The 17,181-nt window shown below is 34.2% G+C and carries 17 protein-coding genes; 13 read left to right on the forward strand and 4 right to left on the reverse strand.

The annotated features are described in order from the left end of the window. The first annotated feature begins 1 nt into the window (after position 1). From M2373_RS04580 to M2373_RS04600, 5 genes are all read left to right on the forward strand, one after another. Positions 2-1,546 carry a toxin-antitoxin system YwqK family antitoxin gene (locus M2373_RS04580; protein WP_259108049.1) on the forward strand — a complete coding sequence of 515 codons (1,545 nt, stop codon included), beginning with the start codon at positions 2-4 and terminating at the stop codon, positions 1,544-1,546. Positions 1,547-1,687: 141 nt separating this feature from the next. Continuing rightward, positions 1,688-2,122, forward strand: coding sequence for a MarR family winged helix-turn-helix transcriptional regulator (locus M2373_RS04585; RefSeq protein ID WP_259108052.1), 435 nt, complete (start codon positions 1,688-1,690; stop codon positions 2,120-2,122). An 11-nt stretch (positions 2,123-2,133) separates the two neighbouring features. Further along, a complete protein-coding gene (locus tag M2373_RS04590; RefSeq protein WP_259108054.1) occupies positions 2,134-4,560 on the forward strand; it encodes a TonB-dependent receptor domain-containing protein in 2,427 nt (808 codons plus the stop codon). 121 nt (positions 4,561-4,681) lie between these two features. Next, positions 4,682-5,725, forward strand: coding sequence for a pYEATS domain-containing protein (locus M2373_RS04595; RefSeq protein ID WP_259108057.1), 1,044 nt, complete (start codon positions 4,682-4,684; stop codon positions 5,723-5,725). 260 nt (positions 5,726-5,985) lie between these two features. Further along, entirely contained in the window at positions 5,986-7,044 is a 1,059-nt protein-coding gene (locus M2373_RS04600; RefSeq protein ID WP_259108060.1) for a hypothetical protein, read from the forward strand. A gap of 64 nt (positions 7,045-7,108) precedes the next feature. Here M2373_RS04600 and M2373_RS04605 read toward each other — a convergent pair whose 3' ends face one another. Beyond that, positions 7,109-9,370, reverse strand: coding sequence for a polyribonucleotide nucleotidyltransferase (locus M2373_RS04605; RefSeq protein ID WP_259108063.1), 2,262 nt, complete (start codon positions 9,368-9,370; stop codon positions 7,109-7,111). A 503-nt stretch (positions 9,371-9,873) separates the two neighbouring features. Here M2373_RS04605 and M2373_RS04610 point away from each other — a divergent pair. After that, on the forward strand, positions 9,874-11,289 hold the full coding sequence (locus M2373_RS04610; protein ID WP_259108065.1) for a sugar MFS transporter: 1,416 nt from the start codon (positions 9,874-9,876) through the stop codon (positions 11,287-11,289). A 51-nt stretch (positions 11,290-11,340) separates the two neighbouring features. On the opposite strand, the gene M2373_RS04615 is transcribed toward M2373_RS04610, so the two are convergent. Next, positions 11,341-12,111, reverse strand: a complete 771-nt coding sequence (locus tag M2373_RS04615) for a hypothetical protein (protein ID WP_259108068.1) — start codon at positions 12,109-12,111, stop codon at positions 11,341-11,343. 196 nt (positions 12,112-12,307) lie between these two features. After that, positions 12,308-12,577 carry a 30S ribosomal protein S15 gene (gene rpsO, locus M2373_RS04620; protein WP_259108071.1) on the reverse strand — a complete coding sequence of 90 codons (270 nt, stop codon included), beginning with the start codon at positions 12,575-12,577 and terminating at the stop codon, positions 12,308-12,310. A gap of 173 nt (positions 12,578-12,750) precedes the next feature. On the opposite strand from rpsO, the gene M2373_RS04625 reads away from it, so the two are divergent. The 7 genes from M2373_RS04625 (at position 12,751) to M2373_RS04655 (ending at position 16,484) form a co-directional block, all read left to right on the forward strand. Continuing rightward, positions 12,751-13,299, forward strand: a complete 549-nt coding sequence (locus tag M2373_RS04625; protein ID WP_259108075.1) for a pyruvate decarboxylase — start codon at positions 12,751-12,753, stop codon at positions 13,297-13,299. 129 nt (positions 13,300-13,428) lie between these two features. After that, positions 13,429-13,575, forward strand: a complete 147-nt coding sequence (locus M2373_RS04630; protein WP_259108077.1) for a bacteriocin-like protein — start codon at positions 13,429-13,431, stop codon at positions 13,573-13,575. 169 nt (positions 13,576-13,744) lie between these two features. Continuing rightward, on the forward strand, positions 13,745-13,894 hold the full coding sequence (locus M2373_RS04635; RefSeq protein ID WP_259108079.1) for a hypothetical protein: 150 nt from the start codon (positions 13,745-13,747) through the stop codon (positions 13,892-13,894). Between the two features lie 12 nt (positions 13,895-13,906). Then, positions 13,907-14,053, forward strand: coding sequence for a bacteriocin-like protein (locus tag M2373_RS04640; protein WP_259108081.1), 147 nt, complete (start codon positions 13,907-13,909; stop codon positions 14,051-14,053). A gap of 14 nt (positions 14,054-14,067) precedes the next feature. After that, positions 14,068-14,229, forward strand: coding sequence for a bacteriocin-like protein (locus tag M2373_RS04645; RefSeq protein WP_259108084.1), 162 nt, complete (start codon positions 14,068-14,070; stop codon positions 14,227-14,229). A 174-nt stretch (positions 14,230-14,403) separates the two neighbouring features. Beyond that, on the forward strand, positions 14,404-15,726 hold the full coding sequence (gene mgtE / locus M2373_RS04650) for a magnesium transporter (protein ID WP_259108086.1): 1,323 nt from the start codon (positions 14,404-14,406) through the stop codon (positions 15,724-15,726). 26 nt (positions 15,727-15,752) lie between these two features. Next, complete coding sequence (locus M2373_RS04655; protein ID WP_259108089.1) at positions 15,753-16,484, forward strand: ABC transporter substrate-binding protein; 732 nt, start codon at positions 15,753-15,755, stop codon at positions 16,482-16,484. Positions 16,485-16,728: 244 nt separating this feature from the next. On the opposite strand, the gene M2373_RS04660 is transcribed toward M2373_RS04655, so the two are convergent. Beyond that, complete coding sequence (locus M2373_RS04660; protein ID WP_259108092.1) at positions 16,729-17,178, reverse strand: GAF domain-containing protein; 450 nt, start codon at positions 17,176-17,178, stop codon at positions 16,729-16,731. Between the last annotated feature and the right edge of the window lie 3 nt (positions 17,179-17,181).

Raw genomic sequence — 17,181 nt, forward strand, 5'->3', positions numbered from 1 at the left:
TATGAAATTCAGATATTACAGCATAGCACTTCTTTTAACCGGTATTTCTGTAACAGCACAATACCGTGGAGACAGAGATTATGATTCCGAAGTTTTAAACTATACCGTATTAAACAAGGACAAATCGAAATTATATGAAGATGCTTTTTTCAAAGAAATCGAATTTTCTCCTGAGGAATTTTATACGGACATCACAAAACTTGATAAGAATTATGATGTCATGGCATCACTTCCTCCAAAAGGACAGACCGCAGAACTGATAACCGTTATTTACGATGGTTTTAACAGTATTACGCCCTTTAAAAACAATGTCATTGACGGTGTAAAAAAGATCTATTATCCGGGAGGAATTACCTTTCAGGAAATTCCTTACAAAAACGGAAAAATTGAGGGAATTTACAAAGTCTACGACCAATCCGGAAAACTTTTGTCTGAAGTTCCGTATAAAAACAATCTTAAAAACGGTTTGAAAAAAGTTTATTTCAAAGATCCGAAAGACCGGTATGATGATAAAGAATACATTATTGAAGGAAACTATAAAAACGGAGGTCTTGTCGGTCCTATTACGATCATCAATGATAAGCTTAAAATAGTTTATCCCGGTGATTTTAAAAAAGGGAAAGTAGAACTTTTCTTCGAAGGTGTTTCTCTGGTTAATTACAATATCATCGACAGAGATGTGAGAAATGGAGAATATACGGCCTACAGCATCAGCAATACTGGTGATAAGGATTCAAAAGAACCTAAAAAACGTGTTAAAAGCTATTCTGCAACCTATTTTAATAATGAATTCAACGGTTATGTTGAAAAGTACAGTAAAGACGGTGAGCTTCTATCCAAAAATCTTTACAGCTACGGCAAGCCTGTAGGCACTCATAAAAGTTATTACGCACCAGGAAAAATAAGATCGGAATCTTATTATGACAATTCGGGAAATAAAACCGGAACCTGGAAAAACTACGGTACGGAAGGTGATATAATTGAAATCACTAACTATAAAGATGATAAAAAGGACGGGCTGAGTGAGCTGTATCAAAAGAATATTCTGAAACGTCAGGAGCTCTATCAAAACGATAAAAAAGTATCTACAAAAGTTTTTGATGAAGAGGGCAAACTTCAGGCGGAAGATGTATATGCAAATAATCAATATGTAAAAACCATCGGCTATTTCAAGGATGGCAAAACCCAGTATGTTCACTATTCAAATGCCGATAAAATATTTTATGACGTAAACGGTACTATTATTCATACCAACAAATTCAAAAACGGAAGACAGGTTGGTATTCATAAATCCATCAATTACGAAAAGGACAACAGCTATAAAATTTATTCTGAAACCGAATACAGTAATGAAGGTGTACGATTGAAATATACATGGTATGACGGTAAAGGTTCTGCTAGTGAATCACATTATAAAAATGATAAGCTGCACGGAAAATTAACCAAAACTTCTGCTGACGGAACAAAAACAGTCAGTTATTATTTTGAAGGAAAACCTGTTAAGGAAGAAGAATTCAAAAAACTGTCAGAAGAAACAAAAAAATAAATATTCTGAAACCATCGATGATTCGGTGGTTTTCTTTTTTTATGATCAATTATTTTCAGTGAGCTGTAACAAACTGAAAAGACGCCTCACTAATTAATTGATATATCAATAATTGACAAGTCATTATAAATTAAATATAAAATGGAAAAGTTAGACTCAATCATATTTTACAACATCGACAAAGCGATAAGAGCTTACAGAAATTATGCCCAGCGACAGCTGAAAACAAAAGGATTTAAAATAACTATAGATCAGTGGTTAATCATTAAAGCCATTCTCGAAAATCCCGGAATTACACAAAACGAAATCGGAGATCTTGTTTTTAAAGACAACGCTTCTGTGACCCGTATCATTGATTTAATGGTCAAATCAGAATACATTATTCGCCAGGTTCACGCTAAAGACCGCCGGAAAACGAACCTAGAAGTAACGAAATCCGGAAAAAAAATCATAAAAGATGTTCAAAAACTTGTTGAAGACAATAGAAAAACCGCATTGGAAGGCATCACAAATGAAGAACTTCAAATTATGAATACAGCACTACTTAAAATAACAAAAAATTCCTTAAACCATTAAAAACAAACACAATGGCCAGAATATTTATCCTTATTTTTCTTTGGCTGGTAGCCCTTTTGGGCACAAATCTCTCAGCACAAAGCTTTTCACTTTCCGGAACGATCAATTCTGAAAAAGCGAATCAATTGGAAATCAATCTGTATAACTCTGAAGATAAATTTATTAAAACAGAAGTTACAGATCAGAGTGGAAAATTCAATTTCGATGGCATTAAAAGCGGAAATTATTACGTGAAAATCAATAATAAAGGAGTGGAAGCCTACCAGTCTGAAAATATTTCATTAACAGAAAACAAGATTCTGCCATCAATTGAATTAAGCGAGAAAGCCATTGAAGCCGTTACCATCACCAAAACCAAACCTTATATCGAAAGACAGGAAGGAAAAATGATCCTTAATGTCGAAAACAGCATTGCCAGTACCGGAAATTCGGCATTTGAGGTTTTGGAAAAAGCTCCCGGTGTCAATGTGGACAGCAATGACAATATCAGCCTTCGGGGAAAGGGTAATTTACTGGTTCAGATCGATGGTAAAAACACTCCGATGACAGGAACCGATCTTGCCAATTATTTAAGGGGAATTCCTTCTTCGACCGTAGACAAAATTGAATTTATTACCAATCCTTCTTCAAAATATGATGCCGCAGGGACTTCAATCATTAATATCAAGCTAAAAAAAGATCAGAGAAAAGGAACTAACGGAAGTATATCAACCGCTTTGGGAACCGGCAGATATATTAAAAACAACAATAGCTTCAGCATTAATCACAGAAATAAAAAAGTAAATGTTTTTGCCAATTACAGTTTTGCTTACAGGGAATTTTTTAATCATTTAGTCCTTGACAGAAATTTTTACAATGATGACAATACTTTTGAAAAAGCCTATCTGCAGGATAATTTTTTAAAAATGAATTTCAGGAATCATATAGCAAAAGCTGGTATGGATTATTATCTTAATGATAAAAATATTCTTGGGTTTTCAGTAGGATTTATCAGCAACAGATTTGATCCGAGAGGAGATAATTCAAGTCTTGTATTAGGAAGCGATTACCTTCCACAAAATACCTTTACCACACAAAACCGATCAAAAGATCACTGGAAAAATGCCTCTTTCAATCTGAATCATAAATATGCCATTGATTCTTTAGGCTCCGAATTGACGACCGATTTTGATTATATTAATTATACCAACACATCACTGCAAAACTTTGATACGAGAACCTATGATCTTGCAGGAAACCTTACCCCTGCTGATGGTCCAAATCCTTATCTATTAAAAGGTGATATTGGTGGAAGCCTGAATATTTATTCTTTAAAATCTGATCTGTCCAAGCATTTAAAAAATGACTGGAAACTGGAAGCCGGATTCAAAACAAGCTTTGTAAAAGCGGATAGTGATCTGAAATTTTTTGATACCAGTTCAGGAATCCCGGAGCTTGACCATTCAAAAACCAATCACTATATCTATGAGGAAAACATCAATGCGGCATATGGAAATATTTCTAAAAAATGGAAAAAGTTCAGTACAAATTTTGGATTGAGGCTTGAAAATACCAACGTAACAGGAAATCAGATCACCACCAATCAGGTCAATAAAAAAAATTACACCCAGCTTTTTCCAAGTACTGTTTTTGCCTATGATCTGACTGATACCTCAAATCTGGAAATAAATTTTAGCAGACGAATTACACGACCCAGCTATAATCAGTTGAATCCTTTTAAATTTTATTTAGACCCAACGACATACCGGGCCGGAAATCCGGATCTGAATCCTCAGACAACCATGAACTATGAACTTACTTACAGCTTAAGCAATAAATATTTTGCAACCTTAAGCTACAGCAAAACTTCAGACAATATCACAGATGTTATAAAACCTGTGACAGAGAATGGTCAAAATATTACCGTTCAGACTAATGAAAATTTAAGCTCTGCTTCTTATTTTGGATTAAATCTAATTGCTCCCGTAAAAGTTACCCAATGGTGGGAGATGAACAACAGTGCTAATTTTTATTATGGTTCATATACCGGAAATGTTTCGAATACCCAGATTAACAATCAGGGAAACTTTACATTTAATCTGAACAGTATCAATTCTTTCAAACTTGGAAACGGTTTTACAGCAGAACTTACAGGAAACTACAGAGCCCGGGAAGTTTATGCTTACATGGATGTAAAGCCTAATTGGTATCTCAATATCGGGGCTCAGAAGAAATTTAAGAACAACAGCACTCTGAAACTAGCCTTTAATGATATTTTCTTTACGAGCAATCCGAAAGCAAGAACTACTTTTAATAATTACGTTGAAAATTTCGTAGTGAAAAGGGACAGCAGAGTTTTTACTCTTTCTTACACCTATAATTTCGGCTCAGGAAAATCCGGGCAGCCGAGAAAAACAGGTGGTGCAGACGACTTAAAACAGAGAATCGGAAACGGATAAAAATAAATATTATTAACAAAGAAATCCTCACTTGTGGGGATTTTTCTTTTTTAGAACTACACAAAAGGGTAATTGAATGATTATATAAAAGTTGAGAAATTTGATATATAAAAATAATACCATGAAAGAATTAGTTTTAAAACAAAAAAATCGAGATCTTAAAAGTATATGGGATTTTTTATTGATCTCAATCATCGTAGGCATTGTTATTTGTTTCCTTGTAGGCTTACACAAAATAAATAACAGTTTGACAATTTATCTGGAACTGTCCGGAGCATTTATACTTATTGGAGGTGCCAGTTTTGGGATAGGTGGTTTATCCGGTTTTTTATTTGGTGTTCCAAAAATTCTGAATCCTGAAATCAATCACATTGATATTGAAAAGAAAAGAAAAATCATCAGTCAGAATGACAATCTGGTACAAATCAGCGACTGGCTCACTAAAATAATAGTGGGAGTAGGATTAACACAGCTCAATAATATTCCAGGATATTTAAATAGTCTTGGAAAATATTTTTCCGGAATATTGAAAGATAATACAATAGGACCAGCAATTATCATATCTATTATTTTATATTTTTTAATTATTGGCTTTTTATCTGTGTACTTGTGGACCCGAATTCATTTTATTGGTATGGTAAAAAATGTTGAAGATAATCTGGAAGAAAAATTAGAAGAGCAGGAACAGAAAGTAAAAGCTATTGCTGAAGCTGTAAATGATACTCAGCAGAAAATGACTGATATTGGAGGAGGCAAAAAAATAACTGAAAACATGGAAGCCGTAAAAGCAAATATTAATAGAATTACAGAAAGTGATTCTGATGATCCACAAAAAGGTAAATGGGGTGGCCTGTCAGAAACCAACGAAAGAAAAGTTACTGCAAAAGTGGAATTATCTGATATTCCCACATTATATAAAGTAATACTGGAGGTGATGAGTACCAATCCTAATAATCCATTAACAGGATTCGTGAAATTTCATTTGCATCCTTCATTCAATAATTCTGAACCCATGATTGCAGTTACAGACGGAACAGCTACCTTATTATTAAATACAGTATATGGCGCATTCACAGCCGGTATTGAGGTAGATGAAGGAAAAACACAGCTTGAAATCGATTTAGCCGAGCTTCCAAACATTCCTCAGGAATTTAGAGATCGGTAGTTTTTTGTGTACTAAAAAATAGTTTAAACGTTAAAAATATAGCCGCATAAACATTTGTTTGAGCCAAATTTAAGATTTCGGCGAGCCTTTGGCTCGCCGAAATCTTAAATTTGCGAATGATAAAAGCAGAAAAAAGTTTCAAATAAAAAGTTTAAATATATTTATAAAATAAAATTTTACTCTCAAAATTATTTGAAGACAATTTTAATGACGTTCCTTTGGCATAAAAATAGCAGGTAGAGACTTGTAAAACACACTGCATGAAATTTATTAAAAAGCTACTGAAAGCAATCGCTATCAGTTTAGTACTTCTTATTGGATCAGTACTTCTCTTCATTATTTTAATCAAAAAAATGCCGGAAGGAGAATACAGTAAACTGGATCCTACAGACAAAAAAATGTTTGATGAACTGACCCTTCAATACAAAACTTTTCATGAAAAACCGGACCAGATATGGACTTCATCCTATCATTATGATCAGGAGCCGCTGATTGTTATTCGATCTCAGAAGAATAAATTTATATGGCGGTACATTTACTTGATTAATGCCAGTAAATATATTAACACCAAAAAATTCAAAAAAATAAATTTTCCGGGAAATCCTTATCTCAAAGATGTATATGCTGCTACTTCTTTAGGAAATCTGTCCGGCGAATATTGGTTTCCGGGGGCATTTACCTACAGTTTTTTAAAAGATAAAAATGTACTCGCATTCAAATATTATCCTGAATTATTTGAAAAAGAAGGAAGTTTTCCGGATTTTAAATACTTCTCCATGCATGAAGCCTTTCATATATACGCTCAAAAAGACTGGACTTATGATAAAGAAGGAAAAGATCACATTACCAACTATCCCTTTAATAAAGAGCATTTTGATCTTCTGAGAAAAGAATATTCTTTATTGGATAAAGGATTGAAAACCAGTGACACCACAGAATTAAATATGATTATGAAAGAATGGGTGAAGATTAGGAAAAAAAGATATAAAAAGTGGCCACAACTCATCAACGAAACCAATAGTGAAGCCATAGAAGGAACTGCCAGATATATCGAGTACAAATATTCTGATCTTATCGGAAAAACCAGACCGTTTATTACGGACAACTCAGGGAAAGTAATTTCTTTTTCGCAAGGACTGGAAATGATTCTTAAAGATAAGGCCAATTATTCTTTTTTAACACGAACAGCCTCATACGACAAAGGAGCAGCCTTAGGTTATATTCTGGATAAACTGGATCCTTTATGGAAAAATAAAATTGAAGATTCTCCTTCTCATAAAGGATTAACACCTTACGAAATTTTAAAAATCCGCTATTAGCCTTATATAAAAATCCCTCAAAAATTATTTTGAGGGATTTATTTTATCATAAGAATGAATGTTCTTAAGCTTCAGTTGAAGGATTTTGATCTTCAGCAGGTTTTTCACCTTCTGGCTTTCTCTGCCCTTCCGGTCTCGCCGGTCTTTCAGGTCTACCCTGTCCTTCTGGTCTGCCTTGACCTTCCGGTCTTGGTTTTCCTTCTGGTCTCGGAGGTCTTGGTAAAAGAACTTTTCTTGAAAGTTTCATTTTCTTACGGTCATCATACCCCATGAACTTCACTTCTACTTCATCACCTTCTGCATAAGGAACTTTGTCAAGACGAGCCCACTCAATTTCAGAAATATGAAGAAGACCTTCAGTACCTTTCGCAATGGCTACGAAAGCACCGAAGTCCATTACTTTCACTACTTTACCTTTGTAAACTTCACCAATAACCGGTACGAAAGTAATTTCATTGATCTTAGCAACAGCTGCATTGATTTTTTCTCTGTCTGTTCCTGCAATCTCGATACGTCCGATTTCGCCTTGCTCTTCAATAGCAATAACAGTATCTGTATCTTTCTGTAACTGTTGAATGATTTTTCCACCAGGTCCGATTACAGCACCAATGAAGTCTTTAGAGATCTCCATAACAACCATTTTCGGAGCGTGAGGTTTCACATCTGCTCTTGGTTCAGAAATTGTTTCCGTGATTTTATTTAAGATATGTAATCTTCCGTCTCTTGCCTGCATCAAAGCTTTTTCCATGATATCCATAGAAAGGCCCTGAATTTTGATATCCATCTGACAAGCAGTGATACCGTCTGCAGTTCCTGTTACTTTAAAATCCATATCTCCTAAGTGATCTTCATCTCCTAAGATATCAGAAAGTACAGTGAATTTGCCGGATTTTGTATCTGTAATCAATCCCATTGCAATACCTGAAACAGGTTTTGTAATCTGTACACCCGCATCCATTAAAGCCAATGTTCCTGCACAAACTGTTGCCATTGAAGACGAACCGTTTGATTCCAGGATATCAGAAACGATTCTGATAGTATATGGGTTTTCTTCAGGAATTACAGCCTGTAAAGCTCTTTGAGCTAAGTTTCCGTGTCCTACTTCTCTTCTTGAAGTTCCTCTTAGAGGTCTTGCTTCACCTGTTGAGAATGGAGGGAAGTTATAATGTAGGAAGAATTTTTCGTCGTGCTGAGAAATAACGCTGTCTACCATGTTCGCATCTTTTACAGAACCTAACGTTACAGCCGTTAAAGACTGAGTTTCTCCTCTTGTAAAGATTGCAGAACCGTGAGCTCCGGGAAGATAATCAATTTCTGACCAGATCGGACGGATCGTTTGAGGATCACGGCCATCTAGACGAATGTTGTCTTCAAGGATCATCTGACGCATTGCTTCTTTCTCTACATCATGATAATATACTTTTACGAAAGGCGTTACTCTTTCCAGTTCTTCTGCATCATCTACATATTGAGCAAGGAATTCTTCACGTACTGCTTTGAATTTTTCTCCTCTCTCTTCTTTTCCAGAAGGAGTTCTTGCTACTTCATATACTTTATCGTAAGTTTCTTTCCAAACTTTTTCACGAATAGCTTCATCGTGATTTTCGTGAGAATATTCTCTCTTAGGGAAAGATTTTCCTACTTTTTCTGCCAATCTTTCCTGAGCTTCAATTTGCTTCTTAATTTCCGCATGACCGAAATTAATAGCTTCTAACATTTCCTGCTCAGAAATCTCCTTCATTTCTCCTTCTACCATTACGATTGAGTCTTTAGTAGCTCCAACCATAATATCTAATTCTGAATCTTTTAATGCTTCATAGCTAGGATTAATAGCCAATTCTCCGTTGAATCTTACCACTCTTACTTCAGACATTGGTCCGTTGAAAGGAATATCTGTAATAGCAATCGCAGCAGATGCCGCTAAACCAGCCAAGTCATCAGGAATTGTCTGTCCGTCATAAGAAATCAAAGAAATCATCACCTGAACTTCCGCGTGGAAATCTTCAGGAAAAAGCGGACGTAGAACTCTGTCTACTAAACGCATTGTTAAAATTTCCTGATCAGAAGGTCTTGCTTCTCTACGGAAAAAGTTTCCAGGAATTCTTCCTCCTGCATAAAATTTCTCTCTATAATCTACCGTTAATGGTAAGAAATCCACACCAGGATTTGCTTCTTTATTCGCTACAACAGTTGCTAAAAGCATTGTTCCGCCTAATTTTACGACCACAGATCCATCGGCTTGCTTTGCCAATTTCCCCGTTTCTAAAGTGATTTCTCTGCCGTCTGCAAGAGTAATCGTTTCTGTAAACGCTTGAGGTATACTCATAAATTTTCGTCTCTTGTACTCCGTATTGAGTACGATTATTATTTAAACTCTTTAAATTTTCGTTTGCAAAGGTAATATATTATAATGATTTTTTAAATTTTTAGTACCAAAATATCAAGTCAAAGCCTCAATTTCTGCTACAAAATGAGGTATTTTATGCTCATCTGTCAATATTCTAAAATCTCAATTTGAGAAAAACAAAATATATTTTATTTTATTATTAATTTTTAAACAATATTTAAATTTATCTTATAAATATCTAAATTAATAAGACGATTACACACTATTCAAAAATAAGCCAAATAAAATTTAACATTAAAAACATCATAAAGTTTGCAATAAAAGATGATGTTCCCCTATATTTGCCTGACTTCTTAGAAAAATCTTCATAAAAAGTGTAAACTTTAATGCAAGAACAATTTTAAAAAGAAGATTATCAATCGGTTGTGATGACTTGAATTAAAAAGAGACTAAAAACTCTCTTTTACTAAATATGTGTGTATATGACTAATAATGAAGTAAAATCGCAAAGCAGGAATTATACCATTCCGCTTATTACCATTACTCTTTTATTCTTTATGTGGGGATTCATCACTTGTATGAATGACATTTTGATCCCTTACCTGAAACAACTTTTCAAACTCAGTTTCTTTGAGTCGATGTTGGTTCAGTTTTGTTTCTTCGGAGCTTATTTTATTGGCTCTTTAATTTACTTTTTCATATCAATTTCCAAAGGTGACCCTATTAATAAAGTAGGATACAAAAAAGGAATTTTGTTTGGAATTTTCCTTGCAGCGTTTGGCTGTATTCTGTTTTATCCTGCGGCCACATTCTCTTACTATCCTTTATTTTTGGGAGCCTTATTCATTTTAGGTTTAGGATTTACCGTTTTGCAAATTACAGCAAACGCCTATGTTTCTTTGTTGGGTTCAGAAGAATCAGCATCAAGCCGACTGAATATGACCCAGGCTTTCAACGCTTTCGGTACAACGATCGCACCAGTTTTGGGAGGACATTTGATTTTTGAATTCTTTTCTGCTGCGGACGGTTCTTTCAGTGCTGTAGCCACAAGAATTCCTTATTTAATCTTTGCAGGAATTCTTTTACTGGTCGCTCTCCTGATTTCGAGAGTAAAACTTCCTTCTTTCCAGACACAGGAAGAAGAGGTTGTAAAAGGCTGGGGAGCATTGAAGTACAGCCATCTTAAATTTGGTGTATTTGCAATGTTCTGCTATGTTGGAGGTGAAGTTGCAGTAGGAAGTTTCATCATCAGTTTTCTTGAAGAAACGATGAAATTTAACGAAGCGATCAGTAAAAATTACCTTTCATTATATTGGGGAGGTGCGATGATCGGACGTTTTCTTGGTGCTATTTCATTGAATCAGTCGATCAGTCAGGCTAAAAAAGCAATTTTCATGTTAGGAGCTGCAACGTTGGTTTTCCTTGTTATTTTCAGCATTGTAGACCTTAGTTTCTCACAAATCAGCTTCTTCCTTGTATTTATATTATTAAATTTCATTGCTTTTTTCATTGGAAAAGCTGCGCCGGCGAGAACACTCTCTATCTTTGCAGGAATCAATGTTATTTTATTAATCTCCACAATGGTAAACCATGGAGAAATAGCAATGTACAGTATTTTGGGAATCGGAATTTTCAATTCTATTATGTTCTCAAACATTTATACACTGGCTATTTCAGGATTAGGAAAATATACGAGCCAGGGATCTTCATTGGTTGTAATGGCCATTCTGGGAGGTGCTATTGTCCCTATTTTCCAGGGATACCTTGCAGATCAGTTTGGAGTTCAGCATTCATTTATCATTCCTGTTTTCTGCTATTTGATCATTTTGATTTTCGGGGCGTACTGCACGAAATATCTGGGTCATGTACAGGCTACAGAATCTAAATCGGGACATTAGATTATCTATTATATATCATACAAAACCTGTTATTTCTAACAGGTTTTTTGTTTACCCAAACCAGAATTTATTGACATAATAATATTCATTTCTATGTTCTATAACGAAACAATCATTATAGAAAGTTTTATAAGAAAAAATACGACTGATCTCATTGATAAAAAGTGAATCTATCAGAGTAAAAAATGTATCCGAGAAGATCTTAGAGGTTTCTTCACCAGATGCCGTATCATGTAAAAAATCTTCAATAAATTTTTTCAAAAGTATCTTGTAGTTTGTAACATCCAGTTCAGCGAGACTTTCCCCAATCTCAAGTTTTATTTCAGAAACAGCTTTTCCTTTGTAAAAACCAAAATTTTCAAAATAATTACCTCCGGTAAATTTTCTTTCTATATAAGGATTTATCGCCATCAGAAAACCTTCAATAAGTCCTATTTTATATTCCTCATTCAATGCTGTATTCTTATAACTCTCAGGAATTTCATAATCATATTTTTCAAAATATCTAAAGGCTTTACTGGCTGACCAGATATGGTTGGTACTGATATTTGATCCCTCTTTCAATTCGAGAAGTTTTACAATAAGTTCATTGACATAAAAATTTCTCCCATACCAAAGATCATTTCTCTGAATCATGTCACTCATATCATGATCGGTAATTTCTACAGCATTATCTTTAAAAAACATTTCCTGAAGGTTATCATTAAAGATGACATAGGTATATCCTGCTCTAAGATCTTCCCGTTTTGCCACTACTTTATACTCATCTTTATGCATTTTTGAAGCTATTGCTTTTTGTCTGTTTTTAATACGTATTTTCATATTATTAGTTTTTTATAGAGAACCTTTTGGGCTCTTATTTTTGTTGATACAAAATTAAAAACAAAGTACGCAACCTTATTGCGTAGAATTACTATATCGGAAAAGTTCGGTTCTTTTATGATTAAGAATTATGTTTATTTTAAAACAAAAAAAGCAACCTCTTTCGAGATTGCTTTTATTTTTAAATCTTTGTAGATTATTTTCTTAAACCTAGTTCAGCAATAATTGCTCTATATCTTGCGATATCTTTGTTTTTAAGGTAATCTAGTAAACTTTTTCTCTTACCTACCAATTTCACTAGAGATCTCTCTGTGTTGAAATCGTGACGGTTAGCTTTTAAGTGCTGAGATAAGTGATTGATTCTGAAAGTGAAAAGAGCGATTTGTCCTTCAGCACTTCCTGTGTCTTGTGCAGATTTTCCGTGTTTTGTGAAAATTTCCTGCTTTTTTTCTGTAGTTAAGTACATTCCAATATTGTTTAATGATTATTATGTAACGGCTGCAAAATTACGACTATTTTTTGATTCCGCAAACATTATTGATTTCATATATCAAATTTGATAGAAAAAAATGTTAAAAATTTCTTAATAAAATTATGCCATACCATTAAAAGGCAGTAATTTTGCATACGAAATAAATGATGAAAAAATTATTAACTTTTATTACATTCTCTCTTATTTTATTGATAGGTTTTTCAGTAAAAGCGCAGAAAAACACCGATGATAAAATAAAAAAAATCCTGTACTTCAATCCTGAGGTAGATCCTGATATTGAGGAAATTAAAGAACCTACCAATCATGCTTTCTTTAGCGCTGTTTCTGATAATTTAAGCGAAAGAAGAAATAGAATGCTCCGTACAGAAACACAGATTTCTTTTGATAGCATTGATAAAAAAACAATCACAGATTATTGCAGTAATAACGAAGCGGATTTCGCGGTTGTTCCTAAAGTAAAATACTTCAAGGTAGGCATCGGAAAATATGTTTTTTCCAATCAGGTAATTGTAAGCATGAAACTTTTTGATGCTGATGGTAATCTCCTTACTGAAGCAGATTATGATACATACCGTAAAAATATGAGACTTCTCGGCTCTACCGTAAATTCTGTAAAAATTGGGACCAATGGTGCCATCAAAGACATTCTCAAAAAACTACGAAAAATAAAACCCTCTTCAGAAGCTGGTTTTTAGTTCCAATTCGAGTTTTTCAATTTTCATTTAAATTAAATCCTACTTATTGATTTTCAGAGAATAAACATCTCTCTTTTGTGAATAATTAAATATTTTTTACTAATTTAGATCAACATTAAATCTAAACCTATGAAAAATCTAAAAAAATTAACACGAGACGTTCAAAAAGAAATCAACGGAGGAATAAGACCTCCAAGATGTGAATACCACTTCGAATGCCCGGGAGGTTCTTGCTGCCAGGGTATGTGCGTATATTACAACTGCCCTGAAGTCTAAAATTCTAACTCACTCAATAATTTCTTCAGATACCTGCCGACTTAATCTTGGTGGGTATTTTTATTTATAATTTTAAATAAAAGACTGGCTATTAAAACAATATATTCATCAAATAGTGAATAATATTAAAATTTTTATTATTTTAGTTATCCATTAAAATCAAAATCATATGAAAAATTCAAATCTAAAAAAGTTGTCCCGAAAGGCACAACAGCTTATCAACGGCGGAAGTTTGAAAAAATGTAAAGATCATTCACAATGCAGTATTGGATGGTGCTGTGGTGGTACATGTGTAGAAATTGCCTGTATTGAACCTTAATATGAAAAGAATATGAAAAATCTGAGAAAACTTACCCGAAAAGAGCAGGAGCAAATTAACGGTGGCGCTATTGCCAAAAGATGCAGAACAGATAATGACTGCCTGGGACTATGGTGCTGCTACGACAGATGCTCAAATATTTCCTGTCCTATCAACTAATCTAAAACTAAACTATGAAGAATTTAAAAAAGTTAAACCGACAGCAACAGAAAGAGATCAATGGAGGAGGAAAAATTGTAAAATGCAGTGCAGACGACCAGTGTGGAGTTTTGCAGTGCTGCAAGTACGGAGTATGCATCTATTCGGATATTCCGATCTGTACCCTTCTCGAATAATATGGACCTTTATATATTTTAAATTTAATTTTTTAACACCCGTTTCCCACGGGTGTTTTCTATTTTTCGGATTTCCTATTTAAAGTATTACTTTAAATAAATCTTAATTTTGCTACATTATTGGTCAGTTTTAAAAATTTGAATTATTTTTGCATATCCAAAAAATTTCACGTTTTGAATTCTAGAGACGAACTTATATTTAATCCTGCCGATATTGCCGAAACTCTTAGTGGACTTCCCGCTGATGAGAGGTTGTTGGCATTTTTAAAAGTTCCGAAAGAATATAAAGCAGATGTATTTTCACATCTTGATCCTGATTTTCAGGAAGAAACCATTCGAAGTATCGGAAGTGACGAAGTTTCCGAGATTTTGAATGCGATGACTCCCGATGACCGAACCTCATTGTTTGAGGACTTTCCGGATGAACTGATCAAGTATTCCATCAATCATCTTAATCCTCAGGAAAGAAGAATTGCATTAAAACTTTTAGGCTATGATTCTGACTCTATTGCTCGTCTGATGACTCCTTATTACATCCAGATTCGTAAAGAATGGACCGTAAAAAGATGTCTTCAGCAGATTAAAAAGGTCGGAAGCAAGGTAGAAACAATGAATTATCTGTATGTCGTTGATGAAAGAAACCGACTGATTGATGATATTGCATTGGGAAGTTTATTGCTGGTTGAAGAAGATACATTAATTTCAGATATCACTGACAATCATTTTGTTGCCATTACAACAATCACTTCAAAAGAAGATGCTGTACAATATTTCGAAAAATATGACAGAGCTGCACTTCCCATTATCACAGAAGCCGGGGTTCTGGTAGGAATTGTAACAATCGATGATATCCTCGACCAAATTGAATCACAAAACACTGAAGATATTCAGAAATTCGGGGGATTGGAAGCCTTAGATCTTCCGTATACGCAAACTTCTCTTATTGAAATGGTAAAAAAGAGAGGAATGTGGCTGATTATTCTTTTCTTTTCTGAAATGCTGACAGCATCAGCAATGGGTTATTTTGAAGACGAAATTCAGAAAGCAGTGGTACTGGCTCTGTTTGTCCCATTAATCATCTCCAGTGGAGGAAATTCGGGTTCACAGGCTGCTACATTGATCATCAGAGCAATGGCATTGCAGGAAATCGGTCTTAAGGATTGGTGGTACGTCATGAAAAAAGAAATTTTCACAGGCTTATTTCTCGGTGGAATTCTCGGAATCATCGGATTCCTCAGAATTATGATCTGGCATGAAGCAGGATTTTTCAATTATGGTATTCACTGGGCATTTGTAGGCTTAAGTGTAGGAGTATCTCTGGTATTGATTGTACTTTGGGGAACTCTTTCGGGCTCAATGGTTCCTTTTATTCTTAAAAAACTAAACCTTGACCCTGCTACTTCTTCAGCTCCTTTTGTAGCCACTTTGGTAGATGTTACCGGGCTTATTATTTATTTTTCTGTAGCCGGACTTTTCTTAACCGGTAAACTTTTGTAATTTTAGGCAACATCTAAAATATTGCAATGAAAGTTGTTTCTCTAGTTCCCTCAATTACTGAGGCATTATTTGATTTGGGTCTAACTGAAAATGAAGTGGTCGGAAGGACAAAATTTTGTATTCACCCTGAAGAAAAAGTAAAAAATGTAGCTGTTATCGGCGGAACAAAAAATATCAATATCGATAAAATAAAAGCTCTGCAACCTGATTTAATTTTAGCCAACAAAGAAGAAAATATCAAAGAACAGGTTGAAAGCCTGATGCAGGATTTTAAAGTAATCGTCACGAATGTTGAAAATATTGAAGACAACTATTACCTTCTAAAAAATCTGGGTCTGCTCTTTAATAAGGAAGAAAGAGCTCAACTTTTCAATTTAAAAATTTACGACATCCTGAATCAGTCTAAAGTTGATTCTAAAATAAAAGTCGCCTATCTGATCTGGAAAAATCCATATATGACAATCGGTTCAGATACTTTTATTCATAAAATTTTATCCGAAATCGGTTTCGAAAACATCTTTAAAGATCAAACGCGTTATCCTGAAATAACAATAGAAGATCTGGCTGATGCTGAGATTATCATGCTTTCTTCAGAGCCTTTTCCTTTTAAAGAAAAACATATTGAAGAGTTAGAAGAATTCTATCCTGGCAAAAAAATTATGATTGTAGACGGAGAAGCCTTTTCATGGTATGGAACGCATATTGCGAAATGCGGAGATTATTTTAAAGGTCTGATTTCAGAGGTTAATCTTGTGTGATTCAGATACTTTTCACGAACAATATTGAATTTTTATTTCCTGCTGATTTACACAAATGATACATTTGTTTACAAAAAATTTTCATTGATTAAAATAAAGACTCCGGCTCTTCGAGCCGGAGTTTATAATTATAAAAACCACAAAAGTTTCAAAAAATTTGAAGAAAAAATTTAGCATTAGCTCTTCAAAGACACTCTTAATAAACTATTTACTTTGTAACTTTTGTGGTTAATTTTTTTTTCAGTTATAAAATTTTAGAAACCTCGTTACAAAGCCATTCCAACAATTCTCTGTCTTCGGCAGTAAAAGGATCAATGGTATGAGAATCAATGTCAATCTGGCCAATATTTTTCCCGTCTTTAAAAATAGGAACTACAATTTCCGCCTTTGTATCGATTGAACAACTCAGATAATTACTTTCCTGATGAACATCAGGAACCACAAACGTTTCATTGGAAACTGCTACCTGACCGCAAATTCCTTTTCCGTAAGGAATAATATCATGATCTGTAGGAGCACCTACATAAGGACCTAGCTTCAGCTCATCTTTATCTCCGTTTTTGAAATAAAAACCCGTCCAGTTAAAATAAGCGATTTCCTGATCCAGAAGGTGACAAACTTTCTCAAGCTTCTCTTCTGTATTATGTTTTGGACTTTCAAGAATAGATGAAAGTCTTTTCTTTAATTCTGACATTTT

This window comes from Chryseobacterium sp. JUb7 (assembly GCF_024806495.1).
Classification (GTDB): domain Bacteria; phylum Bacteroidota; class Bacteroidia; order Flavobacteriales; family Weeksellaceae; genus Chryseobacterium.